A 25210-nucleotide genomic window follows, 5' to 3' on the forward strand; every position below is an offset into this window, starting at 1 on the left:
AACTACAACTATGAATTAAGGAGCTTATTAAGGGAATGAAATCCAAATGCTTTCGGAAATATTATATGCCACTTGGGCTTAAAGGCCTTAAGAGAAAAAGTTTCATTTAAAATCTGCATAATATGTATGATGCAAATAATTTAGACTGGAAGACTTACGAATCCATTACAAAATATATTTATGAAGCCCTAGGGAGGGAGGGAGGAGTAAAGATAAAGGGGCACGGCAGCAACTGCAGAGTGGCAGGCAAATCAGGCGTCAGCCATCAGATTGACGTGCTGACCTCTCATTCTGACGGAATACATACATATGACACTGCTATAGAATGCAAGTACTGGAAAGAAAAGGTAAACAAGGATATCGTTATGAAGGTATCTGAAATAATAGAAGATGCTAACATTACTAAGGGGGTTATTGTTTCAAAAGGCGGTTTCACACAAGACGGGATTGCTTTCGCAAAATATAGAAACATTGGATTGGTGGAACTGAGAGAAATCAATGACGAAGACTTAGAAAGACATTCTAAAGAAATAAGCATGGGGCATTTCGGCTTCAATCTGACAATATTGATTACAAGTCCTGTGATACTTAGTGCAGAAATCGGAAATAATCGAATGATAGAATTTGAACATGAGCTGGATTTTTATGATTATTCAATTATTTTGAATGATGGACAGCAAACTCCTTTAACCTTATATGCCGATGATTTTAGACGTGCGGTAGGAAAGAGTCCTAAAGATAAACTTATTACAAAATGTTACAAAATTTCAACCAGTGTTTTGATGAATAGAATAACCAATGTATCTATTAATTTAGATGAAATAACTTTTACAGGCAGGCTTACTGAAATAGATGCGAGCAGAAAAATAGAAGTTAAGCTGGTTGATAAGGTCTGGCTGATTATGAAATCAATTTTTGACCAGCGTATTTTTACGTTCTCTCATACCGGCATAATAAATGAACACAAAAAATAATTAAAGTATCAATGTGTTTACTGAGCTATGAATACAGAAGACATTAATTGCTGTGCTGCCCTTGAAATTCCAATTTTTCTGGTGGTTGTTTTCCAACTGCTCACAGCGTGCAGAACTTCGATTATAATTTCATCCATTTGGCTGTCGTTCAAAGGGAAACTCCCCGACACTTTAAGCAAGATTAAAATCGAGTTAATAGCTGTGGATGTCAATATTCAGCGCCAGTCCATCTTTGTCTATAAGTGGATTGATGTCATAAGAAAGAATCGATCCATCATTGCTTAATAGGAACCTTGTTTTCTCAGGTGGTCGACCGGCAATGTTGAACGATATTCTTCGCCAGAGATGGTCCAGGTTCTAATTAATTTTTATACCGTAATTCTGTATAAAATCAGCAATGTCGAGATAGCTCGTCATACTATCACGAATTGTATCTTCACTGTTGCCCGTCATTTTCATTGCCAAAGCAAAATGTATTCTTTCTTTTTTTTCCAATCGAAGCGCTTGGTGAAAAAAGTAGCTACAGGCAATCTTTTCATTTTGCTCGGTGCCATACTGATTCCTGCTGCAAAAAGGAATGGGTGCATTAGAGGACAGTTTAAAGTAATGGGGGATACTGGTTAGTATTCCTAAATAGAATGTGAGGTAAACAAAATAAAAGAGCTTTTTACGCTTCAAAATAGTTACAATTAAGGCCAATATATAATTGATAAAATGTGAATAAAATGTTACATTTGAATTACTTAAAAAATGACGTTTATGCCTGACTTTATATTTAGATTGCCTGTGGAACTTCAGCTTACTGACACGCAAAGAATAGCATTGGATTATGAAAGTTCTACTGTTGTTTCGGGCGGTCCAGGGAGCGGTAAAACAGTGGTTACAATATATAAGTTTTTAAGCCCGATTAAAAATGAAGAGAATGCTATGCTGTTCACTTACAATAAAACTCTGCTAGCGTCTATACGTGGATTATTAAGAGACAAGGCTGATGACCTTTTTGGAGATTTGGATCAGGATAAAATATTAGAAATTATTAATAATAATGTTGCTTCGTTTTCAAAGTTTTATGGGGATATAAATTACGGTGACGCAGATGAAGTTGCATTGAAGTTTAGTGAAAAGGTGCAAAAGCAGGGGAGTAAATATTCAGAAATTTTATTTGATGAAGCCCAGGATTTAACGCCAGCTGTTTTTGCCCATGCATTTTCTTTAGCCGATAAAGTCTCCTGCGGTGTTGATGATGCCCAAAATCTGCAGGGGAATTTCCGACCTGATGAGGCAGTTTCCACTATACTTGAAAACTTGCGAATGCAGAATAAAACTGAACTGCAGGAGTTGGATTCTAATTTTCGAAATACGAAAGAAATTTTTGAATTTGCACGAAGTTTTGTGCCTGAAGATGAAAACGTACAAAATATAGATTCTAGCGATTTGGATAGTGGCGAGCTACCAGAAATTTTCGATTCGCTCACCGACGAAGAACAGCTAAAAAGGATAAGATTAATTATTGAAAATAATCCAGCAAGTAACATAGGTATTTTAGTTAATTATAGCAATCAAGTCGATACGATTAAAGACTTTTTAGTTGCCAACGGGTATTCTTGCGATGTAGATGCACCTGATAACTTATCTTTTTCTTATTATTATCACAATATGAATCCTATAGATCAGGAGGTTATTTTTGAAAGGCTTAAAACACCTTTCATCTTGACATATGATTCCTGTAAAGGATTAGAATTTGAAATTGTAATTATGCCTTTCTTTAATGATTGTCAAAGGGCATTAACCAAAGGAAAGAAAGTTAAGAAGAGAAATGAGTTTAATCGTCTGGTTGAAGCACGAGACGAAAATAACCGTGTGATTTTTGAAAGAAATGCAGACGGAACCATAAAAATGTATGCCACTCCTAATCACTATTATGTTGGCGCAACTAGAGCCCGAAGACAATTGTATGTACTTTGTAATAGAGTTCCTGATATTTTAAGCTTTTATAATAAATAATTATTAGGTATCGTCTAAGTAACAAATGAAGAAATACAGTTAAAGATATAATAAATATGGCGAAAAAAATTAACCCCAAAAAAGTGCCCAGTTCAGGAAATGTAAAAGATATAACGGGAGATTTATTCGAAACCAATTCGAAAAATGTGCCATTGGAAATTACTAATTTAATTCCGGAAGCTGCTGGCAATTTACACCAAAATCTTAAAGTAGGAAAAAATATCACCAACGGCAGAGGTAAAAAAGAATCTGTTATGAGGTTTTCTCTGCAAATGCCAATTTATATAGAAATGCATAGAGGTAATCTATTACAGTTTATAGCTTCTGCACTGGTTTATCCTTATGGTTTTAGCAATCAGCAAGCTTTTGCCGATACCCAATCTTTGAGCTCAAACGCTCTGGTTCTAAGCAACGGAATTGTATCTAGTTTGTCTGATGAAATTATATTAGTGCAAGTTGATCAAAATGTAATTGACGAACAGCACTTAAAAATAGCTGGTGGTATTGGGTTTTATAAGAGTTCTATTCCTGTCAGCCGTATTTTAAAGATATTTGTTTCTAAGACCGAAATAAAGAAAAAGCTGCTAGATGATGCATCGATAAGAGATGGCGGGTTTTTGCCGGAAAAACTACTAGCAGTCGGATTCCCAAAAGATATTCAAAGTCAAGTATATACAACAAACAGCATTGATATTGATGAGAAGGATTTTGAATACAAGCTGGATAGATTTGATAAAATCTTAGGTTTAATTGCAGGTGCTCGCAATTATAGTTTTTTAACATCAAATCAGACCAATGTTTTAAAATCAATATCAGATCATACATTGTTTGCCATACAGTCATTAGAATCAGATTTTGCAAGGGATATTATTACAAATGACCGCATATCGGAGTACTATAAATGGCTGTTTACTAATTCATGTCCTGATGACAGGATTTTATTGAAATGGATTTTCAGTAGAATCCAGCAAAATGATAATTTTACAGATTCAGACACTAAAAATTTTGAGCTTTTATGCTTTAATTCTAAATCTTTCGAAGGAGAGGAGGGACAAATAAAAATTATTTTTTCACTATTATTTGATTCTGTAGAAAGAAAGAAATCATTAAATGAAATACTCAAATTGCAATCTAAACACAGTTCCACTTTGTATGTCTTCGCGTATTTAAGAATTTATGCTTCGAAGCAAAATCCTGAATTGGCAAGGCTTGAACTGGTACAGAGAGGTAGTTCGAAGTATTCCGAATACGCATTTGCTACTTTAAATTTCTATTTTGGCTATAAACTTCTAAGAAATTCTGAAGACCGGTTAGCTGTCATACAGAACAAAGCTTTAGGAAACCTTAAAAACTTTCCCAGACCGACCATAAAGCTTGAGCTGACGGCTAAATTTGATTATTTAATTATTGATATAGTTTTTAAGAGTGTCTTTAATCCTTTATATAGAAAAGAGAATAATTATTCTTTATATCCTAATCTACAAAAAAGCGCAGCTCATCTAAAATTTAACATTGAAAATTACACTTTTTCGGAAGATAGCGTCTATGATAAACCATATTTTGTATTTCGCAGAACAAATCCGTTAGATGAATTGTTATTACAACTAGAGAGACTGCCAAGTGAAATATCGATTTTTTCAGAGTTTGGATTATATTGCTATCGTTTGGGCCTAAAATTAAACACTACCAGTTTTACAGATATATTTAATAATACCTCTAGCTTAAGAAGCCTGTTTTCGTATCAAAAAAATAATTTGATAGAAAAAGTTAAAGAAGATCATATAGATATTGAGGAATTAAAGTCGAGAATTGCTTTGGCTCAAAAACACAAGGAAATATGACCATTGAAAATCTAAATGCTAACTTAATTACCGCCAGTCCTGAAGAAATTATAGGTTATGTATCTGTAAATGCACAGGAAATAAAGCTTTTATTTAATAATTTAGAATCGGAAAGGCATCACCTTAAAGAATGTATTTTATTAATAACACGTCTCAATAGGCTTAAAGAAAATGTTGTTGAAACTGAAGAGATCCAGTTTCTTTTTACATGTCTGGCTTTTTATTTTAAAAGCATCAGGAAAACTTCGCTGATAACTACATGTATAACACATTTAAAAGATTCCATATTAAAATATAGATTACAGGCCTGGCACAAATATAACACTTACAAGTTCAATGCATCCCATGCCAATCTTTTCCCGCAGTATCTGGAACTGCTTTCTAGTGCAGCTTCAAACGATGTAGAAGATTACACTGAAGATGTCCTGCTGGATCTTCATTATTATTATATTGAACATAGCAAAATTGAAAATTTTAAAGTACTATTTGATGATAGAGATTTACTGGTTCAGTATCCCTTACTTCGCGAATACACTATAAATCAGGATAGATTTACTTATAGAACAATTAAAAGCGGAGCTGTCGATAAAATCTATACTCCGTCGAAGTTTGCAGAAAACTTATTCGCAGAAAAATTTATAAATTATATAAGGCATCATGGAAATACAAGATGGCATGAAATTTTGTTAGGATATGACAGCTTTACCGCCAGACGTGATATAATTCAATTCGGCCAGGCCGATTTTGATAAAAGATATAAAGATCTGCAGCCTGACGAAGTAGTTAAACTATATTGCTATTTCAACATGCGTAAACATTTTTATTCAACACTGCATCTGCTTGAAATTAATCCTTGGATTAATCATATGATTATGAAAGGGAATACTAAATTTATAGATGTTGGCTGTGGACCAGCCACTTCTGGAATAGCTCTGGTGGATCATTTGCTAGAAGCAGGGATGCCTAATAATTCATTTGAATATATTGGAATTGATTATTATGGATCTATGCTGGCAGCGGCATCAGATATTATGGATAACGACGAATTTGATAACAGTAGGGCCTCATTTTTGAAAAGTATTGATTTAATTGATCTGGAAGATAAAGATAAAACGGAAGCTATCTTTTTAAATACCTGTTATCTTTTTGCAAGTCCGACTTTGGAAGTAGACAGTTTAGCAGCAGATATTAATACTTATCTTGGAAATTACGGAAGTATACCAAAGTTTCTTCTTTTTCAAAATACTACAGAGCCAAGTAAAAATATAAAATACAGAGAATTTAAAAAGAAGTTAACCGAACATAAGTTATTATATGCGGATAAGATTGAAGTTAAGTATAATAATCAAAGGCATGGTTTTTGGCGTCCAACAACTGAGATGGTTTCTTATGAAATTCTAAAATTTAAATGATGATCTACGATTTATTTAATCCCCCGCCAGACAGTATGTTTGGAGAATCCGAAAAAGACACTTTTTCAAAAGTTTCCTGTATTGATGGGCTTACTTATGTGCCAAATTTTGTAAATAGTATTGAGGAGAATAAGCTGATTAATATTATTAATGATTCGGCATGGCTTACTGACTTAAAACGCCGTGTCCAGCATTACGGCTACAAATATGATTACAAAGCCAAATCAATAGATTATACGATGTATTTAGGGGAATTACCAGGTTGGGCTCTAGAAATTGCAGAAAGGATTTATCGTAAGAATTTAGTCGGGGTAATTCCTGATCAGCTTATCATAAATGAATATGAACCGGGACAGGGAATAGCAAATCATGTGGATTGCGAACCATGTTTTGGAGATACCATAATTTCCCTCAGTCTGGGGTCAGGCTGTATTATGGATTTGATAAATGTTAAATCCAGAGAAAAAATAGAGTTTTTTTTAGAGCCGGGAAGTATAATTGTTCTAAGTGGTAAGGCTAGGTATGAATGGACTCATGGAATTGCAGGCAGAAAATATGACATTCTAAATGGTTTTAAGAAACAGAGAGAGTTAAGAATCTCAATGACATTTCGAAATGTAATCTTAAAACAAGAATAATAATGAAAGTCTTACTGAAAAGATTCAGCAGGCGAGCTGCTTGATCTTAAATCAGCCTATTATTTGTCTACATTGATTTCGGGGGCAATATCTTCTATAGTCACCAGACCTAACAAGGATTCGTTTTCTCTGCCATTTTGGGTTATAAATAAGACATCAAGGTTTCTTTTTTTCTCTAAGATCTGATCGATGAAGAGACTGTAGGCTTCATAAACAGATGTATTTCTAGATATAAATTTATAGTTAGATTTAAATTCAATAAAGGGAATAAGATTTTTTATTTTAGTCTTTTCTGTCATAATAGTGCCTTCCATTTCTAAATTTGAAGATAGCCAACGGGAAACAGTATTTGTATTTATCAGCTCTATGATACTGCCTGTTGTATTATAGACTGGAAATTGGGAGAATGAATTCTGGTTCATTTTCATCAAAATATCATTGATGTAATCATCTTCCAGTGCGCCTAAAACATCAAATTGAAATCTTGGGAGTACTTTTTTGGGATCAGCCAACTGAGTATAAATGTATTCAATCTTTTCAACAGTTTTTTTATGCGGTCTGCTATTAATTCGCCCTCAATTCTAGGATTGTGAACAATAGCATTTCTAAGTTCAGCAAGAGATAAAAGTTCTATTTTAAATCGATTTAAATTTTTGTTTCTGCTATTCGATAATTTATATGCAAAAGAGTCTAAAGAGGAGAATTCTCCACTGTCTTTAATGAATTTTTCTATTTTACTAAACCAATCTAAAAATTCTTCTGCATTGCTTTTATACATAGTTGTCTTTATTTTATTTTAATAATACTGGTCAAATTGATAATTGATTTGCTGACCTGTAAAATGTTTAATTCAGTTGTCTAAAACACTACATCAGTTAATTACGATTTTCGAATAATCAAAAAACATATGCGATACTGTAAAAACAGGTCCATTTCCATAATTTCTTGTATGTTTAGAAGAATAGCAGCCAGTAAAGCCAGAGCTTATTTTTGAGTTGCTTAAAAAAGAATTGGTAGTTAAAGATAAAGAGGATTCAAGCCTTTTGTTGATTTCTTCGGATGCTTTAAGATAGGTAATGGATGCTTTTTCTATGAAAGCAATCTGCCCTTCAACTGGTAACCGAAATGTAGTAAAATCTCTGTCTGCAAATTTCTGAATATCTCCGATATATTGTGTATAATCATTTGGAACTTTAATTCTTTTACACTCAACTGCAAATTTAATTTGATCTTCCGTTTCTTCTCCCCAAATATCGGAAAGACGGTTTTCATGTATTGAAATGTCAATGTAATCATCTTTTAAGGTTCCTGATTTTACATAGGTGTTTGCTTCTTCTGAATGAAAAGTTATATCGACATTTGGGTTATCTGATATTGAATTTTTATAAAACTCCTTATTTGTTTTTTTTGCTAAATAATCATTAACAAGCCCATTACGTAAAAAGTCTTCATGTTGTACACTCCCGCGATCAGCATAATTATATTGTCTTCCATCAGATATCATCAGATGATAGCAGTGAACTATATAATCCACCACTAAACGGATCCTATATTCCGTCAGTTTGCTTGAGGACTGCTTGAATTTTTTAGCGGAATTAATTAATACCATCTCATAATTCGTTTAAGCGGTCTAATTCCGCAGATTGGATAGCTTCTTTGAATTCTGCAACATCGTACCAGGCCATTGCCCTATGCCAGCATTTAAATTCATTTGGCTTTATAATGTAAAAGGAATTTTCTTCAAAACCTTTTATGTCTTTTTGAATATATAAATCCTTTGCTACTTGAGAAATGGATATGCTTTGTGAAATTCTTCTGAATACTTGGCTCTCTTGTGAATCGTCAGAATCCTCAATAAAACAAATTTGTTCTTGTGGGAGATGGTCAAGAAAAATAAAATGCATAGCAACAAAGTGATTTAAAGAAAATATTTGAATCTGCAGAAAATCATCATTATAGATTTTTTGAAATTCCATAAGAAATATCTTTGCGTATTGTGATAAATGATGTTTATCATTATTTATCTTTCTAATAAATTTATTCTGCTTGCTTTCCTGAAACTGATAACGGGAAACATCAAGGACATAATCAATAAGGTCAATATCTGAACCAGTAATGTTATACAGTTGGTTAACTGCCGAATTAATTTCACTAAAAACTGCCTCATCACGAACTGGGCTACCTATGTTAAACTGTTCATAATGTGTTCTGTAGGGTTTTAAAAACCTGTCTGCCAGTTCAAGCAGAACAGCTTTTTGATGGTAATCAGGTACTTCATATGGAAATGACAGATATTCTTCCAGTCTTATTGCGGGCCGTGTAGCGATTCCCCATGAGCAATTTGTCAGATATTGGTAGTAGGTCTGAAGTTTAGAAATTAATAAAGTGTAAATAAACAATAAAGTGTCCGGGTCCTTTTGCGTAGCTATGCCAAAAACATCATGTTTAAAAACGAAGGGCGTTTGAGTATAAGACGCCACAATATCACTTTCACCTTCAGCCTGAGCTTTTAAAAGTATCTGATCGCCTAAGAACAGGATTTCGCGTCTTCCGCTTTGTAAATGCACATCATCGGCAGTAAGTTCTTTTCCAGAACTCCGAGGAGTAAAATATTGTGACACCTCCTTATTTTCTAGACATTTTTTGCCAATTAGAAAAGGAAATTCCCCAACTTTGGGATTCTCTTTAATTCCTGAACCTTTCAGCAGAATAGTCTTATTATCTATAATGCTTTCTAATTGCTTTCCAGTTTTTAATAATTTTTTAAACAAAAGAAAATCCAATGTACTGCCAAATAAGGCGACCTTAAACATCCAGTCATTTTCTATAAAGTGTTTTTGAAGAATTGACTTTTGATCGAACTTTTCAATGACAAGCGTTTTATAATATTTTAAAAAAATATTTGATTTTACTGAAAGGTGCCTTACTAAGTTCTTTTTATGGCTTTCACCGTCTGAAAGCTTGTAGTAGACTATGCAACACGGACTGTCTTTTTCTTCAAAAATTAACCTTCTAACAGGAGATAAGTCAAAAAAACATTCTACACAAAACTGGGTGAGGAAATCGGTTTTAAATTTTTTTGTTGTTTTAGATATATTATAAAAAATAGTGCTTGTGACTATTAATGCCGATACTGTATTTTCAGACATAAAATCTTTTGAGCGAAGTAAGAAGGACTGCGCAATCTCAAATCTACCAATAACTTTATTATTATCCTTAAGCCATTTTAAATGGGTTTCTTCCTTTTCACTCTTCCAAGGCGGATTACCTAAAATAAAATCTGGTTTTGCTTTAAGTATAATATCATTGAAAGAATTGCTAGTGTCAAAAAAATTAGCCTCAAAAAGATTTCTATCTAATAATTTTGGCAATAAATCCTGAAAATCATCTGATGTAATAGATTTTGGTTCCAAATAATCCAATATTGCTATGTAAATAGAAAATGATGTAACCTTTAAGGCTTGCGGATTTATATCAATACCAAAAAGATTATTTTCGGCAATTTCTTTTAAACGCTCTTTCGTAACTTTTCCTTTTTCGGCAATTTCCTTATCAACGATTCTTCTAAAGGACTGAACTAAAAATATCCCTGAACCAACTGAAGGATCAAATATTTTGCATTCAGACACCTTTCCATCTCTTTCTGAAGATAAAAAAACATCTACTGAGTTTGATAAGATATATTCAACTAAGAAAGATGGAGTATAGACAGCTGAATGAAGCTTTCTAGTCTCAGGATCAATTAACGATTCATATATGCCACTTATTACTTCTACGGGAATAATACTGAAATCGAATACCTCAAAGTAGAATTCTACAGCATAAAACAAGCTTCCCTCCTCAGGTTTTTCACCTCTAAAAATGTGTCCCAATGCTTTAGATTGCTTTTCGGAGAGGATGATATCCGTATTTTTGAAAAGAACACCGTTGAATTTGTTATTCAAAAGCAGAAAGAAAGAATTCAGACGCACCGGATTTTCGATGAGTTGGCTGAAGGTTTTTCTTTTTTCCAAAATTTCATCCTCAGGGATATAATCCTCGTTTAATTTTACATTTCGGTCAATTAAATAGCGGATAAATATTAACCTTAAAATTAAAATATTTGCATCGTCTTCAGTAAGTCCGTCCTCATTGGCAAGTTCTTCCCTGACTAATTTAATGTTTTCAAATAGTTTTTGATTAACCCTTTTATTTTGAATGCCGTCTTTTAATCTTTTGGTCTTGTAATAATTTTCCTGAAGCCACTTCCAAGCACTCCCGCTTTGAAGGTTCCAAAAAGAGAATTGTTCGTTTCTGATCTCTTCTGATATATCTATTCTCTGGAGACTTTCCAGTTGCTTATTATAGGAGAATGCATTATAAATGCCAATGTCTCCATGTTTTATTATGAAAATTAAAGGTGCCTGGTCAAAAGACCAAACTTGTCTGTGAATTTCCTTTTCACGTTCTAAGCTATAATTGTCGCAAAAATCAAAAAAAAGGATGTACGGCTGGTCATTAAAAACGTAAAAAGCATCCGGTTGGATTATATCTAACTTTTTAAATGTTTCTTTTGAAATATGTTTTAAAAAAGCATCATTCTTCTGATTATAGAAGAAAACGCTTTCACTATCAAGTAACTGAAGTTGTGAAAGTAGATCTTTTAATGCTTTATTATTCTTTATCATATCTCAGCAAATTTAGGTTATTAAATAATATTATTTGTAATATTGCGGTTAATTATATCAAAAATCAAGGTTCTAGCTTGGTTGTAATTTATTTAAGGTCTAATTAAACTTCCATAGTAATCTGTAAGGATTCTGCTAGTGGAAATCACCCGCTTAGCTGTTAATTTTTCATTTTGTGGCGTGGCACATTAATTTCGTGCTCCTGCGGATAAGGCTGTCTGTGCATGCTGCTGACATCCTGTTTGATATTGTGCTGTGTGGTATACCTTTTTTCCGAGTCCGAATATCTGGGATCAGGGATAAAAGGCATTTTTTCCATTCTGGAAATGGTGATCGTCGGAAAATGATAGTCAATTTCCACGGTTCCCAAAAGCAGGTAGCAGCGCTTCCCTGAAATGTATTCTGGACCAGACTGTCAGGGAAATGCGCCGTATCAAAATACGCTCCTTCATGGTCAATCCATGGCCGAGCGCACGCCAAATTTTCTGGCTTCATAAGAGCACGAAGCCACAACGCCTCTCTTACCGCCTCCAACGATAAGCAGTATGCCATTAAGTTTAGAATTAGGGAGTCTTTCGCAGGATACGAAAAACGTGTTCATGTCGATGTGTACAATAGCCCGGCTCATAATCTTAATCATTTTATACCCATCAAAATTAGCACAGACAGCGACAATTTTTAAAAACATAATGTTCTAAATAATAACAAAAATAAAAAAGCCTTATTTTTCGGGGCATAAAAAAGCACCCAAATCGGTGCTTTTTTGCTTTATTAAGAATTTACGGAAGGATCAGAATTATTCTGAAGCAGGTTCTTCGCTGATCGGCTGGCCTGCTGTTTTCTTCATGAGAATGTAAAAATCCCTTAAATGCTACCATGCCGGGCAGCGGTCTATCGGGCCGTTAAAATTTCTGATGGTGGTATAACAGCTTTTTAGGAAAACCTGAGTGTTGGTAATCTTCGCCCATTGGGTCCACACTACTTCCTTCGGCGGCGGATTGTTTTCAAAATATCGTTTTATTTCTTCATGATTCATAAGGCAAAATTACTTAAAAAACCAGAACAGCACAAGGGCATGAAAGATGAAAACGCCTTAAAGGGCGCCTTCATCTGCAAAAGAGTAATAGGTCTCGGGTGTCACGATCAGATGGTCGAGCAGCGGAATATCCAGCAGTTTTCCCGCTTCCCGGATTTTTCGGGTCATATTTCTGTCGGCCTCGGAAGGTGATGTTTTTCCTGAGGGATGGTTGTGGGTGATAATGATCCCGACGGCGGCGGCTTTCAGAGCTGCCGCGAAAAGCAGGCGCATATCCACCACAGTTCCCGAGATGCCTCCTGAGGAAACCTCGTAGATTCCCATAACCCTGTTGGACTGGCTGAGCAACAGTACTTTGAACTGCTCAAAGAATTCTATTTTGCCGGGATCCCAGCTGTCAAGCAGTACGCGGTAAGCATCTCTGGAAGAAGTGATACACGGTCTTTCAGTGCTTTTTACTTTGGTTTTATAGATCAGTTCGATTTCTGATACTTTCTGCCAGTCTGTGTTTTGTTGTGCATTTTTCATAGCTGCTGTAGTTTTAAGATTAATTACAGCACCGCTAGCCCGGGCAGGGCTGAGCGAACGCAGAAAGCAACGCAATAAAGCAGGAGCGCAGCCCTGCATTTATGGGGGAATTTTTTGCGGAGAACCGAAGGACGTGCCCGAACTTTGTGGTGAAATTGACTTAACATTCCACAATAGCCCCTAAGCCGGGACTGCCCTTTGCACCTTAAAGTGTCTGCGCGCCAAAAAAAATACCGCAGTTTAAAATCTGCGGTATCAATAGTAGAATGGGTTAAGCGGGAGCAGTCTGTTTTTTCTGCTTTTTCAACCGTCCGGCAATCTCGGGCAGGTTTTTATTTATAATCCTAAGAATCCTGCTGTGATATTTAGTGGCTTTATTGCGAAGTCCCCTGCACTGGATAATTTCCATTCTCGAAAGGGACACTTCAATGGTTTCCACGGGTCTGTTTTCAATCTGCGCCGAAAAGATCAAGGAATCCTTCTTTTTATAATATTCATTGGTAAATACGCAGTGGTGGAGCGTGTCGCCCTCATAGAGAAAATCCTGCACACGGTCAAGGACTTTTACGGTAAGGTCATTATCGGTGAAAGAAAGTCCGAAGAACTGTTTTTTATCATTTTCATAAATCGGCTCTGCTTTCTGTATTTCAGCACGCATCTGCGCAAGATGCTTCCTGTGTTGCAACTCCCTTTTTTTGGCAACAAGCCTGTCATGCGCCTGGTCTAAATTTTCAGGGCAGACAAGCGATGGGGAGCTGAGGTCTTTTTTAAACCATCGGAGCAGGGCAATATAATCCTCCCAAATTTTGATGTCCTGAATCTGATAACGCTGTTTAAGGCAGGTTTTTACTGCCTGCCAGTTTTTACGCAGGTGCTGTTCATGGGAAGTGAGGTAATGCTTGAGCAGAGCGGTCTGCGAACTTTTAAAAAGGGTTTCTGCAATACTGTCTTTTAAAAGAGCAGTAAAGAGTATCTGCGGGGCAATGCCTTGCACGGAAGTTTTAAAACCGTTTCTTTTCAAAAGCGGAATCACTTTCATGTGTGGATAAACCTTGTAGGGATTAATGCGGTATTTTGGCGAGTTCTGAAAATCTTTTGTACGTATTTCCAAAGGGGAATAGTACTGCCATGCATCATAGGCATTGGAAAAAACATTGGTGCTTCTTGAGATGGTGCGCACTTCCCCTTTTGGATTTATCCAATGCTGCATGACTTCGGTATGGGAATAGGCAGGAAGAACATTTTTTTTCATGTTCTTGTGCGAGCAGATGATGCGCACCACCTGATACCCAGAGCAGGTATCGGTGAGGGCAAAGTATTCGATTTCTTTGAAATGCACCTGATTGTGCTGATGCATTTTAAGTTTGCCTCGACAGGCGGTGCAGTTAATATAATTTTTGCAGGACTGGCTTTGGCTGTCAGGTTTCCACGAATGGGTGCATTCCAGACAATGGAACTTCCCCCTTGAGAGCATCGCCCATTTCAGGAAAATGTTTTTTTCCGCCCACTGTTGCATCTGCGCTGTGATTGGGGGTAGGGTGGTGCTTAAGGCGCTGATTTCTTTTTCTATAACTGTTTTGGGTATCATAAGTCAAAGAGTGTTAGGGTTTTCTGTACAGGATTCACGGATTGTACTGCCACTGTTTTTTGAACTGTGCTTTGAGATACTGCGGAAGCAGTTGAGAACAAATCAGGTTTGGCAGGGAGGCTTACTGCTACTCTGCATTGAACAGGGGCAGGCGTTCCAATGCTGTCATCTGTGTAGTACTTCACAGCCATGTCAAAGATTTCCTGATTGTCAAAGGCGCATTCCCCTGTTTTTTTGACCTCGCCAAAAATGTAATGGAAACAGCTTTCAAGGTTTTTACTCGCTTTTTTATAGTCCGCTGAAAAAACGGCATCATTCTGCGCTTTTTCGCTCAGGTAGCTTTCTATGGCGGTTTTAAATTTATCTGATGCTTTCATAAAGGAAGATTTAAGATTGAAAAAGCGTTATTCAAAACTGTTTCTGTAGATATCAAAACAGTATTCTTCAAAGCAGAGCCAGCATACAAAGGTGTAATGGGGCATACGGTGGCGGTTTTTGACAGATTCCCCAAGGGAATCTTCAATTTCGTATCGGATAGTTTCCAAATCATCCAAATGCTGTATATAGAATTTCCTGCAGTCCGAGTTGTATACAAACTCTGAAATCATCCCGCAGATGCATCCGCTTTTCTGCAGGTCTTCCAAGAAAGATTTTAACTGCTCTTTTTTTGTCCCGTCATAAGATTCCATATTGGAGAGGACTATTTTTTTGAACTGGGCGGATACGGGATATTCTATGTAAACTGATTTTTCAAAGGCTTTCATGGCGTATAAATTTTGATGTGAAACGGTATATATTCCAATTAGAAAGGCAGGTCGTCAGGGGTGTCTTGATCCGTATTTTTCTTTTGAACTGCGGGAAGAGAAGAACTGTTTTCTGTTTTTGGGAACACCAGTATCTTAATGTTACTGGTGTGAAAGGTCAGCGAACCGAGAGCCTTGCCCTCGGCATTATTGTAGACATTCAGACCTATGCGCCCGAAGAGTTCAACCACAGTGCCTTTTTTAAGCCACTGCGCCATTTTGGAACCCATCCAATAGGAGCAGTCGATGTAGGTTACAATTTTTTTAAGCTCGTCAGAGCCTTTTGGTCTGTAGCTGTCATTTATGGCAATGGAGAAATTTACCACCTCCCTGGCATTTGAAACTTTTGCCGTTACGGCATCTTTTGTAATTCGTCCTGAGATTTCCATGATGTAAAATTTTAAGTGAGTATTTTTTCTGTTTTTTCTCAAGCCCGCATGAAATTTTTCAAAGAAAAAACGGGAAAAAAGAAAGCACAAAATCAAGCGCCCGATAAAGGATCCGGAGTGCTATAAGTCCCGAAGGGCGGCAAGGCCGTTATGCGCATGCAGGAGCCTGCGGGTGCTATTTTCGCGGCTCTTTTAATCCGTTTTTATTGAAAATTTCCTTATCAATCTTTACAGCAGGCTGAACCCCTATTTCAGATACCTGTTTTGGGATCGGCATTGAAATATTTTGTAATTTCAAGCGACGAAAAAAATACTGCAATGGAAAAGCGATATGATCTGGACCGTTTTTTAGAGGCACAAAGGGAAACGTATAACAACGCGCTGCGCGAGATCAGGCAGGGCAGCAAACAGACCCACTGGATGTGGTTTATTTTCCCCCAGCTAAGAGGACTGGGATTCACGGATTATAATATCTTTTACGGCATTGAAAACCTAACGGAAGCCTCACTGTATTTGAATCACCCCATACTGGGAAAACGTCTGGTGGAAATTACGCAGGCAATGCTAAAAATTGAAGATAAAACGGCACTGGAAATTCTGGGCAGGCCAGATGAAAGAAAACTGAAATCCTGCATGGCCCTGTTTGGACTTCTGCCTGAAACACCTGAATGTTTCAGGCTGGTGCTTGAAAAATATTACAATGGAGAACAGGACGAAAAGACACTGCGGATTTTAAAGGCATCCGCCAGCTAAAAACATTTTTCATTTAAAATCCTTAAATCCTCTCTTAAGTTGTATTATGTTAATTTATTAAAGACGCGCCATAGTTAGTAAAAAAGCATTTAACAAATAAAGAGTTCTGTTGATATTTTATAAAGAATTTATTTATATTAGCAAAAAAGAAAATCTGAGCAGCGTGAAACTTATACTCAGATAAAGGCTTCATATTCCTGAGTTATCGTACATATAAATAAGTGGCAGTAATTATTCAAATCAACTATGATAGAAAACATACAAAACTATTGGAAAAAAATACAACGAGCCAAAAGAATAAAACGTTTTAAAAAGAAAATCCCGCCATATTTACAAAAAGATTTCGAAGTCGAATTAAATTACAAGTTATGGACCACTAAAGGAGCTAGATTTGCAGCAAGTCATAGAAACGAAACTCTACATCGTTTATCAGGACAATCTGTTGGTTACATTTCTGCCTATCTTATCATTATTGGTTTAGTGAATGTTTACGACTTAAAATTTTGGATGTTTTCTTTGTCTGACAGTCAAGTAAATTTTGCATCAATGGCATTTTCAGTTATGGTGCTTTTATTTAGCCAACTTGAAAGTGCTGAAAATTTTATTCTAAAATCCGATCGTTATCATAATTGCGCTTTAGACATATCTGAACTTTACAATCAATTGCGCTACACTAAAACTTATCAAAATAATAATCCAAATAAAGCGTCAATTCTCCAGAAAATAAGTGATGATTACGACAAAGTTTTAAAGAGAAATGAAAACCACAAGCCGATTGATTATAAAAAAATGCAAATGTTTAAACCAGAATACTTCGAATTAACTTTTTTTGATAGATGGTCTATAAGGATTGAATATTATTGGAGAGTTCACTTTAAATATCATTTATTTATGTATGGTCCTATTCTTATTTTCTTAGGAGTAAATTTATATATGATTTTAACTTCATCTAAAAAGTAACTGCTTTGTCGTTTGTGTAAATGTAATTTTTGGTTTCCTGAATTGCACATGTGGTTCAATATTTTTCGGATCTACTATTGTCTTTATTAGTGGCATGAGTTTCATGTTAATGAGAAATTCTTGCATTATCCGTTTATGGAAACATTGCATTTGTCAAGCTTCTGGCTTTCAGAACCCCTGAAATAAGCGTCTCTTAGCTAATATTCCTCCATTGGGACAGATTAGAATTCAATCTGCGATAGTATTTTTGTGTGCGTTAGTATGGGGAGTATAGCCGGATTTGGGAATCTTAACAACGTAAATAGTTTTGCTTGCATCATAATCAAAGTGGACAGGGAGGATAATTAAATTTTGTATTCTCTGCTGGAAGTAATTTTATTTTCAAGCCATTGCAATGTACTGCCGGTATTGCCTAATCGTCGCAAGGTGTGTATTCATAATCCCAGTCATCAAAATCATCAACATTGATTTTAAGAAGACTGGGACTAAAGGAGTCTTCATTTAAAAAGTGATGGTACAGTTTCATGAAAGCGACATTTTTTTGTATTTTGTCTATATTCAATATGCACAAGCCAGGCTGGGTATTTTTAGCGATAAAGGGCATAACAGCGTTTAGTGAGCCCAAATTGCCATAATCCAGATCATAGTATTTTTTCTGTTTAATATTATACGATTCCGTCTGTCCGTCTACTTCAAATTCATATGCTATTAAACCTTCAGAGGCAAGTAGTTCCATGCGGAATCTTATTTTTTTGAAAAGTACATTACTCTGATATTTTTCCATCACATCCCAAAAATAATCTGAATTATTTTGCAGTCCTTTTGCAAGTCTGCTGAAGTTTGCAAGAAAGACCACCTCACCCGATATGATCTGAAATCCGGGTGCTGATGAATCATCGGTAAATTGGGTATAGTCCATAGTGAAATGAATCAGACACCCAAATTTCTTATATTTGGTTTCACAATATGTTTCAAACAATGAAATTTTCATTATAGTTGCAAGAAGCTGTTTTTGAAGATTGTAATTGCTGTCAAGAGAAGGCAGTAATATTTCACAATGTGGTATATTTCGGTATATCGTTTTTACCGCAGACTTTTTGCCATCCAACTTTGAGATCAAGCTTTCAAGTTCCTTGCTTATTCTACTCAGGGCATCTTTTTTTTTTGCCGGTTTCAGGTGCGGAAAATACTTGTCTCGCACTGAGAGACAGTCCGGAAGTTTTTCCTGTATGTCATCCCAGGAAAAGAGGATCACATTTATTCCAGAACTGATGCTTGCGCTGAAGCATGCTTCCTGCAGGCTTACATCTTTTTTAATGGTTGTGGCAAAATAAAGTATTTCAATAGGGAATGGAAAGCCTTTAATGAGTTCTAAAGTCTGCGAAAGATCATTTATAAGTTCCTTTACTATTGTTTTTTTATTTCGATTTATCCCCTTTTTTTTAGCCTGTATCGCTGTCTTAAATACGGGGCTGTAAACGTCAATTCCATGCTGCAAATTTCCCTTAGAGCCATACTCTTGAAATGTTTCAGTGGAATATACGGCATTAAACAAATCCTTGAGGAAAGTCTGGAACTGGTATTCGTCGCCTAAAGTTTCATATTGGAAATTCATTTTTAGCTGGTTTTAATATTAAGATCTTACGTGCTTTCTAAAGGACCGGACAATTTCAAAAATTCCGATACTAACAAATATTCGGGACAAAAGATCAAAAAAAGCGGTCCATCCTCCCGGAGGGCTTACTCTAGACATAAAATCTATGCGATGCAGAGGATTGATAAATTCGAAAAAGTACGGCATTATGGTGCCAGAGAAATATTTCGCACCATTTCCGCTTACATCCAAATCTAGTTCTTTAAGGCTCACGGCAAACAAAACAAAGAAAATGAAGGTTATGAAAAAAGTTGCCAGACATGCCCTTAACCAGTCTGTGCCATGGCTGCTGTAGATTTTAGATACCGTTATTGCAATTCTTGATCCTATATCGCGGTCGTAATGCTGTGCGCTGTGTTTCAGATGCCTATAGAGGTACTCCTGCGCTGTTTTATAGTAGAAAGCCTTATCTTTTGTGTTGTTCTGGCGTACCGCTGCAGTATATAAATCATTATACACATTGTAATAATTTAAATCATCATGCTGAGCCATAACGTCAGGTATTTTGGCATGGAGAAGTTTTACAGCTGAAAGGTCCGAATTTTTAATTTCAATCTGATATTGCTCAAACAACAGGGATTTGAGCTCCAAGATTCCCAGCGAAGAGTTGTCTATGCGGAACTGCGTGTCCAGCGTGTCAAAATACAGCAGAAAGTCGGTGCAGTCCTTTCTTTCGATAAATTTGCGAAAACCATAAAGAGGGTAGTTGCCGGTCAGAAGCTCCAGAGGCTCCATTTTAAAAGCCATTTGGGAAACAAATTGCAGCTCGCGCATATCTGCTCCCTGTGATTTTCGATAGGCTTCAATATGAGGGGACAATGAACTGTTTTTAAAACCGTGGACTCCTGCAGGGGTGAGGTTTGAAAAGTAGATTTTACCGCTGTTATTCAATTCGTAAATCGCGATCTTTTTATTTTTGATTCGGGTAAAATCCAATCTTGAGAGAATGTTTAAGTATCCGGTTAAATTGATAATGTTGATGCTGCAGCTTTTAGCAAAAGTGGTTATGCCGGACTGCGAAATTACAGACAGGGTATGAATGAGTAAAAACAGTCCCGTAAAAGAAAAACTTGTTTTTTCATTTATAGGTTTGATATCCAGCAGTCTTATCTGGCCTCCTTCAAGCATTATTCCATTCTGGGCTTCAACCCTGTGAAAAATTAGATAATCGATAACACAGTATTGGATAATTAAGGCTTTTTCAAACTGGCAGTTTTCCAGATTAAAGTTGTGGGATTGAATGAAAATAATCCTGAAGTCTTTTGAAAAAGTACATTGTTTGAATTCAATGGAATCATCGCACCTAGTACGGTCTATAATAATATCTTCAAATGTGCAATTTAAAAAAGTTACCATTTCCTTTATATTCTTATCAAAGATAATTAAGGCCCCGGTGACATTTTTATGGGCAATCAATCTGCTACCATACACGGACACTGACGAAATCTTCTTCGTATCACTAAGTAAATCTAAAATTTCTGAAGCGCTGATATTTTCCAAGGAGCTCATTTTAAATTATCTCTGTTAAAGGTAAGCAATTAAATGTATCGGAATCATAAGCCATAACAGCAGCACAATAACTGCACTGCTGTATGGGAAAAAATGGACCGGATTCAATATTTCTTGCAGGGATTGCACTGGATAAATCTATTTTCTGTTAGGTAAGATCTTTCAGCCGCAGGCTTTTATTGGATAAATTGAACTTATTGAATTTATATTGTAAAAACTGAGAATACCTGTCCTCATGGGTTGATAATATAATCTGCTGATCGCTGAAATTGTATTTGAGCAACTCGACCAGTGAATGCGAATTTATCTCATCTAAAGTCTGCAGCGGGTCATCGATAAAAATCGTACCCAGTTTGGAATTATTGAAGACTTTGTTAAGCACCAGCATCAAGGAAATTACCGTTGCAGCCAGCTGTCCTGACGATAAGGTGTAAGTCACTTCCTGATCCCGCTGCTTAGGCCTTATGTATATTTGCGAGTTTTCCTTGTCTATATCCAAAATCAGCAGCAATCCAGAACCCAGTGTGTGGTTCTGCAGTATTTTACCTGTAAAGATGTAAAATGGGATGCTGATTTTTTCCACAATACTCTTGGTATACTGCCTTATTTTTTGATCTATTTTTAACCCTATACCATTGATTTCATCATAGATGTGTTCCAGTTTTTCTTTGCGCTGCACAAGACCTTGCAGTGTCTGGTTGATTGCATTGTAGTACTGATGCTGCACATAGAGTCGTTTGTTTTTTAAATCTTCGCTTTCTAAAACATTCAGCTCTCCAATTTTTCCTGAAAAATAGAGATTAAAGTCATTGATGACCTGATCAATATTGATGCTGCTGTCAATTTCAGGTCTTTTTCTGCTGATGAGCTCCACCAGCTTTAAAACAGCGTTTTCTAGATTTTCAATAGTACGCATATTGATGTATGACATGACCTCCTTCAGCTCTTCTGCAGAAAATAATGATGCCAGCTCGGCTGACTGGGAATTTAGTGCGGAAAAGCTATTTTTAAGGTTTTGAAATTGAGATGGACTGATAAGCAGTCCATTTTCTTTTGTTAACTTTTCAGCCTGATTTTCAATAAATGATTTTATTACTTTTAAAAAGTCGTTCTCCAACGCGAGCTTCATGCTTTCCAGCCTGTCATTTTCTCTGATGTAAGAGCTGAAAATCTTTACTTCAGTTTCCTCGATCTGCTGCTTAAGCTGCTCGGTAGTCTGCCAGTTGTAACCGCAGGTGTAGCATTCGCCGTCTTTAAGCTCAAGTACGCTTTTATGTGCTTCGATCACTTTATTAAGTCCCTCCCTTTTATCCTTAAGATCAGAGAGTATCTGATTCTGTACACTAAGGCTTTCAATTAATGATATCGTAAGGGTAAGCTGCGTACGCAGCAGGTTAAAATCCACCGCAGGTTTTTCGGTTTTGTCTTCCAGATCAAAAAGATGCTTATCCGATAAAATTTCCGAGTAGCGTTTATTATCAATCAAAGTTATCAGGGATATATAGCCTGAGATCTGATTATCATTTTCTTTTCGTTTTTTGTCTTCTTCTTCTAGAACTGCAAAATTCTGGATGCTCCAAAAGTTCTCCACGAAAGACTGCAGCAGGGCATTATTGTTTATTATATCGTTTAGCTTTTTTATCGCTAAAACATTTTGGACCGCAGTTTTCATCTCAAAGAGATTTTCCACCTTTTTAATCTCTACAAGGTAGGAATTGTGTAGATCCAGATTAGTATTGGTAATGAGCTGTGAATCCCAGGGCAGGGCAGGGGAAAGTCCCGGCAGCAGCGCTTTGTACTGCACCTGCTGTCCATCGTCCTTCAATGTCTCGGTATTCTGCGTATTTATGGCGTTAATTGCCAAGTTTAGCTGATGTACTTTTTCACTTGTTTTCCTGCAGAACTCAATGGTTTTGTCATACAATATCCTTTCTTCACTGCCTCCAAGCAGTGAAATAAGCGCTTTATACCTTTCTTTAGGATCTTCTTTTAAAAAATAGGTATTTTCGTCCTGTTCTACGTAGTTTAGGACGTTAAAGAGATTGTCAAGATTTTTAAATTCCAACGCTTCTTCCAGCGCCTGCTCACTTGACTGCACATTATCAATGTACAATACGGAATCATTGAATATCAAGCCAATATTGTTTTTTTTTGACTGGCGCAAATCGGCGGCGGGAATTACCCTTTTTATATTTAGAATCTGTTCTGCTTCAGACTCAAAGACGGCAGCAATTTCAATAGGCAGATTTTCAGCCTTATGGATAGGGCTGTTTTTGTATTTGTAACGCTTATCAAGTTTGATTTTGGCCAGTTTTCGCGGCGTTTTTGTAAGCAGTACTTCCAATGCCTCAAAAGCGGTGGTTTTACCGTAACCGTTGGGTCCGTCAAACACCACAAGGCTGTTGCTGCTAAAATCAAAAACAATATGGTCAAAACATTTAAAATTTTTAATTGTAAGACTGGAAATTTTATAGGCTGCCATAATTTATTGTGTCATATTTTTTGCATTAACAAAGTTTTCGATGTCTGTGATAGCGTGAATGTTGCTGTCATTAATTATTGAAAGCAGAAAAGATTCTCTGTCTGTCATCGCCTGATTTAGCGAATCTGACAGTGTGGTTAAGGTTAAACTATGATCGGCGGGCTGATAATTAAGATAGGGAATTTTTATAAAAAGGTTCAGCAGCAGATCATACCACTTGTCCTGGTTCTCCTGGATGGAATCACTGTGCGCAATTGCAAGGTCATTTAAATCACTGACCAGCGCGGCTGTATTGGATATTTTCTCCTTTAGCACTTCAAGAGCATCATTATTATAGGGTAAAATATATTTCTTGGAATTGATGTAATTCTCTTCCACTTTATTTAGCTCCTGTATCAGATTGGGATAATCACCATCCAGGGCTGCAAATAAAATAAGGGAAAGATTGTAATTTATGTTCCGGTCAATGAACTGGGTTAGAGTTTCACTTTTTTTGGTATTTACCACAATATTATTAAGTGCATATTCCAGTATTTTTATGTTTTCTCCTGTAATGCGCATCAGATCCGAATGGTCATAAAAACACAGCAGATAAAAATCATCCTTGTCCTCGTAGTAGGCAAAATCCAGATTTTCATCCACATTGATGTACTTAAGCCCGCTCTGCAGGCTGATTTCTTTTATAATATTTCTCATTTGTTGATGTCATTTATGGTTTTTTCAATGGAGGAGAATCCAAAAAGTCGCTTGTTAATTTCTTCTTCAGTGGCGTGCGGATTCAGTATATTGGTGATTTTATCTCTAATTTCCTGCTGGCTGTGCGAGAGATGACGGGTTACAAACAGATCCACATCAATGGTATTGGGATGTTTGTAGAATTCCTCGCAATGCTGCTGGAATCTGATCTGCTCCAGCATAGAATCATCAAATTCACTATTGTGATTCAGTAGCTGATATCGGACTGCCTGACCCTCTGGCGTCATTTTGGTATACTGCAGGTTTTTAAAATAAGGCAGCTGTATTATTTCTTTGATTGCTTTCAGTACGACAGATCTTACAGCACTCCCCTCTAAAAATCCTGCAAAACTCTGCCGCAGATTATTTTTGTCGAGTTTTTTATGCGGAGTCGTATGGAACTGTATCAAGGAAATCAGATCATTGTAGGGAAGCTTCTCAAGTTCATCTACTGCAGCCTGAAGTTTGGTAAACTCTGCCAATTGACCGGCATCATTCAAATCATACAAAACCAGATCTTCGGATAAGAATTTTAAAAACAGTTTTGAGATTTCAAACCAGCACAAATCCTCTGAAAAAGCCAGTGCCGAATCCATCCATTGTTTAATATCCTTAAAGAAAATTTTTGTTTTCCTTTTACTGGCATGTCTTTCCTTTACGATTCTTGTGATATTATAACAGCATTGGGCAGTTTTTATAGCAGCATCTTCTTCGGCAATTCCTGATGCTGCATAATGCTGTGTCACGGCATCCATGAGCTTCAGGTGGATGTTGGCGATGGTATACTCGCCCTGCAGACACTCAAAATTTGTTGCTTTACTGTATTTATTATCAAAATTGGACAGATCCGGTTGGAAATCCGTAATTACACTGTCGGTAATCAGATTGCATTTGACCGGTTTTTTCCGCACCCTGTCAAAATATATATGGTTTCTTTTGCGACCGTCATTTGGATCCTTTTCAACCCGTTTATGATAGTAGTATTTATCAATAAGTTCTTCAATTACCTCTTTGTATTTACTGATCTTATCTGCATCCTTACTGAGATAAGCTTTGACTTGAAAGACTTCAATTTCTGTGGTTTGCAGGGAAAAATCTTCATCTTCTTCCAGTTTAAGACAATAGCCGTCAGGAATTGGATCGGGCAGACTGTTCATGGTTTCGATAGCACGGCACAAGGCTACCTCTCCCTGAAAAATATATCCCGACCAGCTGGGTGTTGCGTCAGTATTCATAT

The 25210-nt window shown here is 36.4% G+C and carries 22 protein-coding genes and 2 pseudogenes; 7 read left to right on the forward strand and 17 right to left on the reverse strand.

The annotated features are described in order from the left end of the window. Nucleotides 1-122 precede the first annotated feature (122 nt). The 5 genes from B0A68_RS11045 to B0A68_RS11065 all read left to right on the forward strand — a co-directional run bounded on the left by B0A68_RS11045 (nucleotide 123) and on the right by B0A68_RS11065 (nucleotide 6869). Nucleotides 123-974 carry a restriction endonuclease gene (locus tag B0A68_RS11045; RefSeq protein WP_035688676.1) on the forward strand — a complete coding sequence of 284 codons (852 nt, stop codon included), beginning with the start codon at nucleotides 123-125 and terminating at the stop codon, nucleotides 972-974. Between the two features lie 759 nt (nucleotides 975-1733). Then, the gene (locus B0A68_RS11050; RefSeq protein ID WP_035688678.1) at nucleotides 1734-2978 is read left to right on the forward strand and encodes a DNA/RNA helicase domain-containing protein; all 1245 of its coding nucleotides are present in this window, start codon (nucleotides 1734-1736) and stop codon (nucleotides 2976-2978) included. Nucleotides 2979-3034: 56 nt separating this feature from the next. Next, the gene (locus B0A68_RS11055) at nucleotides 3035-4819 is read left to right on the forward strand and encodes a hypothetical protein (protein WP_035688680.1); all 1785 of its coding nucleotides are present in this window, start codon (nucleotides 3035-3037) and stop codon (nucleotides 4817-4819) included. Next, on the forward strand, nucleotides 4816-6231 hold the full coding sequence (locus B0A68_RS11060; protein ID WP_035688681.1) for a hypothetical protein: 1416 nt from the start codon (nucleotides 4816-4818) through the stop codon (nucleotides 6229-6231). The genes B0A68_RS11055 and B0A68_RS11060 overlap by 4 nt, the downstream gene beginning before the upstream one ends. Further along, nucleotides 6228-6869, forward strand: coding sequence for an alpha-ketoglutarate-dependent dioxygenase AlkB (locus B0A68_RS11065; protein ID WP_205623800.1), 642 nt, complete (start codon nucleotides 6228-6230; stop codon nucleotides 6867-6869). Before B0A68_RS11060 ends, B0A68_RS11065 begins: the two co-directional genes overlap by 4 nt. Before the next feature lie 59 nt (nucleotides 6870-6928). On the opposite strand, the gene B0A68_RS11070 is transcribed toward B0A68_RS11065, so the two are convergent. From B0A68_RS11070 to B0A68_RS11120, 12 genes and pseudogenes are all read right to left on the reverse strand, one after another. Continuing rightward, nucleotides 6929-7381: a CBS domain-containing protein gene (locus tag B0A68_RS11070; protein WP_035688682.1), complete on the reverse strand. Its 453-nt coding sequence runs from the start codon at nucleotides 7379-7381 to the stop codon at nucleotides 6929-6931. Further along, nucleotides 7333-7647, reverse strand: a complete 315-nt coding sequence (locus tag B0A68_RS24460) for a hypothetical protein (protein ID WP_035688683.1) — start codon at nucleotides 7645-7647, stop codon at nucleotides 7333-7335. Before B0A68_RS24460 ends, B0A68_RS11070 begins: the two co-directional genes overlap by 49 nt. 93 nt (nucleotides 7648-7740) lie before the next feature. Continuing rightward, nucleotides 7741-8478, reverse strand: coding sequence for a hypothetical protein (locus tag B0A68_RS11080; protein WP_123947496.1), 738 nt, complete (start codon nucleotides 8476-8478; stop codon nucleotides 7741-7743). A gap of 1 nt (nucleotide 8479) precedes the next feature. Continuing rightward, nucleotides 8480-11536, reverse strand: coding sequence for an Eco57I restriction-modification methylase domain-containing protein (locus B0A68_RS11085; RefSeq protein WP_035688685.1), 3057 nt, complete (start codon nucleotides 11534-11536; stop codon nucleotides 8480-8482). A gap of 160 nt (nucleotides 11537-11696) precedes the next feature. Further along, nucleotides 11697-11998: pseudogene (locus B0A68_RS11090) on the reverse strand (hypothetical protein); the annotation flags it as partial. Continuing rightward, nucleotides 11997-12164: pseudogene (locus tag B0A68_RS11095) on the reverse strand (Y-family DNA polymerase); the annotation flags it as partial. The pseudogenes B0A68_RS11095 and B0A68_RS11090, both read right to left, overlap by 2 nt. Before the next feature lie 243 nt (nucleotides 12165-12407). Then, nucleotides 12408-12572 (reverse strand): DUF6965 family protein, encoded by a 165-nt coding sequence (locus tag B0A68_RS24465; RefSeq protein WP_165571363.1) that lies wholly within the window; start codon nucleotides 12570-12572, stop codon nucleotides 12408-12410. Nucleotides 12573-12629: 57 nt separating this feature from the next. Then, entirely contained in the window at nucleotides 12630-13100 is a 471-nt protein-coding gene (locus B0A68_RS11100) for a JAB domain-containing protein (protein ID WP_035689441.1), read from the reverse strand. Between the two features lie 271 nt (nucleotides 13101-13371). After that, a complete protein-coding gene (locus tag B0A68_RS11105; protein WP_035688688.1) occupies nucleotides 13372-14688 on the reverse strand; it encodes a PcfJ domain-containing protein in 1317 nt (438 codons plus the stop codon). Next, nucleotides 14685-15065 carry a Cas9 inhibitor AcrIIA9 family protein gene (locus B0A68_RS11110; protein WP_035688690.1) on the reverse strand — a complete coding sequence of 127 codons (381 nt, stop codon included), beginning with the start codon at nucleotides 15063-15065 and terminating at the stop codon, nucleotides 14685-14687. The genes B0A68_RS11105 and B0A68_RS11110 overlap by 4 nt, the downstream gene beginning before the upstream one ends. A gap of 27 nt (nucleotides 15066-15092) precedes the next feature. Then, complete coding sequence (locus tag B0A68_RS11115) at nucleotides 15093-15452, reverse strand: DUF7222 domain-containing protein (RefSeq protein WP_035688693.1); 360 nt, start codon at nucleotides 15450-15452, stop codon at nucleotides 15093-15095. A gap of 38 nt (nucleotides 15453-15490) precedes the next feature. Further along, nucleotides 15491-15880, reverse strand: a complete 390-nt coding sequence (locus B0A68_RS11120; RefSeq protein WP_035689443.1) for a single-stranded DNA-binding protein — start codon at nucleotides 15878-15880, stop codon at nucleotides 15491-15493. Nucleotides 15881-16198: 318 nt separating this feature from the next. Here B0A68_RS11120 and B0A68_RS11125 point away from each other — a divergent pair, with 318 nt between their 5' ends. Both B0A68_RS11125 and B0A68_RS11130 read left to right on the forward strand, forming a co-directional pair. Next, complete coding sequence (locus tag B0A68_RS11125) at nucleotides 16199-16633, forward strand: DUF1810 domain-containing protein (protein ID WP_035689445.1); 435 nt, start codon at nucleotides 16199-16201, stop codon at nucleotides 16631-16633. A 246-nt stretch (nucleotides 16634-16879) separates the two neighbouring features. Further along, nucleotides 16880-17593, forward strand: coding sequence for an SLATT domain-containing protein (locus tag B0A68_RS11130; protein ID WP_035688696.1), 714 nt, complete (start codon nucleotides 16880-16882; stop codon nucleotides 17591-17593). Nucleotides 17594-18005: 412 nt separating this feature from the next. Here the strand turns inward: B0A68_RS11130 and B0A68_RS11135 are convergent, their stop codons facing one another. The 5 genes from B0A68_RS11135 to B0A68_RS11155 all read right to left on the reverse strand — a co-directional run bounded on the left by B0A68_RS11135 (nucleotide 18006) and on the right by B0A68_RS11155 (nucleotide 25208). Next, nucleotides 18006-19208, reverse strand: coding sequence for a hypothetical protein (locus tag B0A68_RS11135; RefSeq protein ID WP_035688699.1), 1203 nt, complete (start codon nucleotides 19206-19208; stop codon nucleotides 18006-18008). Between the two features lie 18 nt (nucleotides 19209-19226). Then, the gene (locus B0A68_RS11140; RefSeq protein ID WP_123947497.1) at nucleotides 19227-20603 is read right to left on the reverse strand and encodes a hypothetical protein; all 1377 of its coding nucleotides are present in this window, start codon (nucleotides 20601-20603) and stop codon (nucleotides 19227-19229) included. 301 nt (nucleotides 20604-20904) lie between these two features. Beyond that, a complete protein-coding gene (locus tag B0A68_RS11145) occupies nucleotides 20905-23238 on the reverse strand; it encodes an AAA family ATPase (protein WP_035688703.1) in 2334 nt (777 codons plus the stop codon). Between the two features lie 3 nt (nucleotides 23239-23241). Beyond that, nucleotides 23242-23934 carry a hypothetical protein gene (locus tag B0A68_RS11150; protein WP_035688704.1) on the reverse strand — a complete coding sequence of 231 codons (693 nt, stop codon included), beginning with the start codon at nucleotides 23932-23934 and terminating at the stop codon, nucleotides 23242-23244. Beyond that, nucleotides 23931-25208, reverse strand: coding sequence for a hypothetical protein (locus B0A68_RS11155; protein WP_035688706.1), 1278 nt, complete (start codon nucleotides 25206-25208; stop codon nucleotides 23931-23933). Before B0A68_RS11155 ends, B0A68_RS11150 begins: the two co-directional genes overlap by 4 nt. Nucleotides 25209-25210 lie beyond the last annotated feature (2 nt).

This window comes from Flavobacterium reichenbachii (assembly GCF_002217435.1).
Lineage (GTDB): Bacteria > Bacteroidota > Bacteroidia > Flavobacteriales > Flavobacteriaceae > Flavobacterium > Flavobacterium reichenbachii.

Coding starts and splice junctions, on each gene's coding strand:
- B0A68_RS24460 (WP_035688683.1), bottom strand. CDS start 7,647: ATGTATAAAAGCAATGCAGAAGAATTTTTAGATTGGTTTAGTAAAATA.
- B0A68_RS11100 (WP_035689441.1), bottom strand. CDS start 13,100: ATGAAAAATGCACAACAAAACACAGACTGGCAGAAAGTATCAGAAATC.
- B0A68_RS11065 (WP_205623800.1), top strand. CDS start 6,228: ATGATGATCTACGATTTATTTAATCCCCCGCCAGACAGTATGTTTGGA.
- B0A68_RS11150 (WP_035688704.1), bottom strand. CDS start 23,934: ATGAGAAATATTATAAAAGAAATCAGCCTGCAGAGCGGGCTTAAGTAC.
- B0A68_RS11045 (WP_035688676.1), top strand. CDS start 123: ATGTATGATGCAAATAATTTAGACTGGAAGACTTACGAATCCATTACA.
- B0A68_RS11080 (WP_123947496.1), bottom strand. CDS start 8,478: ATGGTATTAATTAATTCCGCTAAAAAATTCAAGCAGTCCTCAAGCAAA.
- B0A68_RS11135 (WP_035688699.1), bottom strand. CDS start 19,208: ATGAATTTCCAATATGAAACTTTAGGCGACGAATACCAGTTCCAGACT.
- B0A68_RS11085 (WP_035688685.1), bottom strand. CDS start 11,536: ATGATAAAGAATAATAAAGCATTAAAAGATCTACTTTCACAACTTCAG.
- B0A68_RS11145 (WP_035688703.1), bottom strand. CDS start 23,238: ATGGCAGCCTATAAAATTTCCAGTCTTACAATTAAAAATTTTAAATGT.
- B0A68_RS11110 (WP_035688690.1), bottom strand. CDS start 15,065: ATGAAAGCATCAGATAAATTTAAAACCGCCATAGAAAGCTACCTGAGC.
- B0A68_RS11120 (WP_035689443.1), bottom strand. CDS start 15,880: ATGGAAATCTCAGGACGAATTACAAAAGATGCCGTAACGGCAAAAGTT.
- B0A68_RS24465 (WP_165571363.1), bottom strand. CDS start 12,572: ATGAATCATGAAGAAATAAAACGATATTTTGAAAACAATCCGCCGCCG.
- B0A68_RS11155 (WP_035688706.1), bottom strand. CDS start 25,208: ATGAATACTGACGCAACACCCAGCTGGTCGGGATATATTTTTCAGGGA.
- B0A68_RS11050 (WP_035688678.1), top strand. CDS start 1,734: ATGCCTGACTTTATATTTAGATTGCCTGTGGAACTTCAGCTTACTGAC.
- B0A68_RS11140 (WP_123947497.1), bottom strand. CDS start 20,603: ATGGTAACTTTTTTAAATTGCACATTTGAAGATATTATTATAGACCGT.
- B0A68_RS11115 (WP_035688693.1), bottom strand. CDS start 15,452: ATGAAAGCCTTTGAAAAATCAGTTTACATAGAATATCCCGTATCCGCC.
- B0A68_RS11055 (WP_035688680.1), top strand. CDS start 3,035: ATGGCGAAAAAAATTAACCCCAAAAAAGTGCCCAGTTCAGGAAATGTA.
- B0A68_RS11130 (WP_035688696.1), top strand. CDS start 16,880: ATGATAGAAAACATACAAAACTATTGGAAAAAAATACAACGAGCCAAA.
- B0A68_RS11125 (WP_035689445.1), top strand. CDS start 16,199: ATGGAAAAGCGATATGATCTGGACCGTTTTTTAGAGGCACAAAGGGAA.
- B0A68_RS11105 (WP_035688688.1), bottom strand. CDS start 14,688: ATGATACCCAAAACAGTTATAGAAAAAGAAATCAGCGCCTTAAGCACC.
- B0A68_RS11060 (WP_035688681.1), top strand. CDS start 4,816: ATGACCATTGAAAATCTAAATGCTAACTTAATTACCGCCAGTCCTGAA.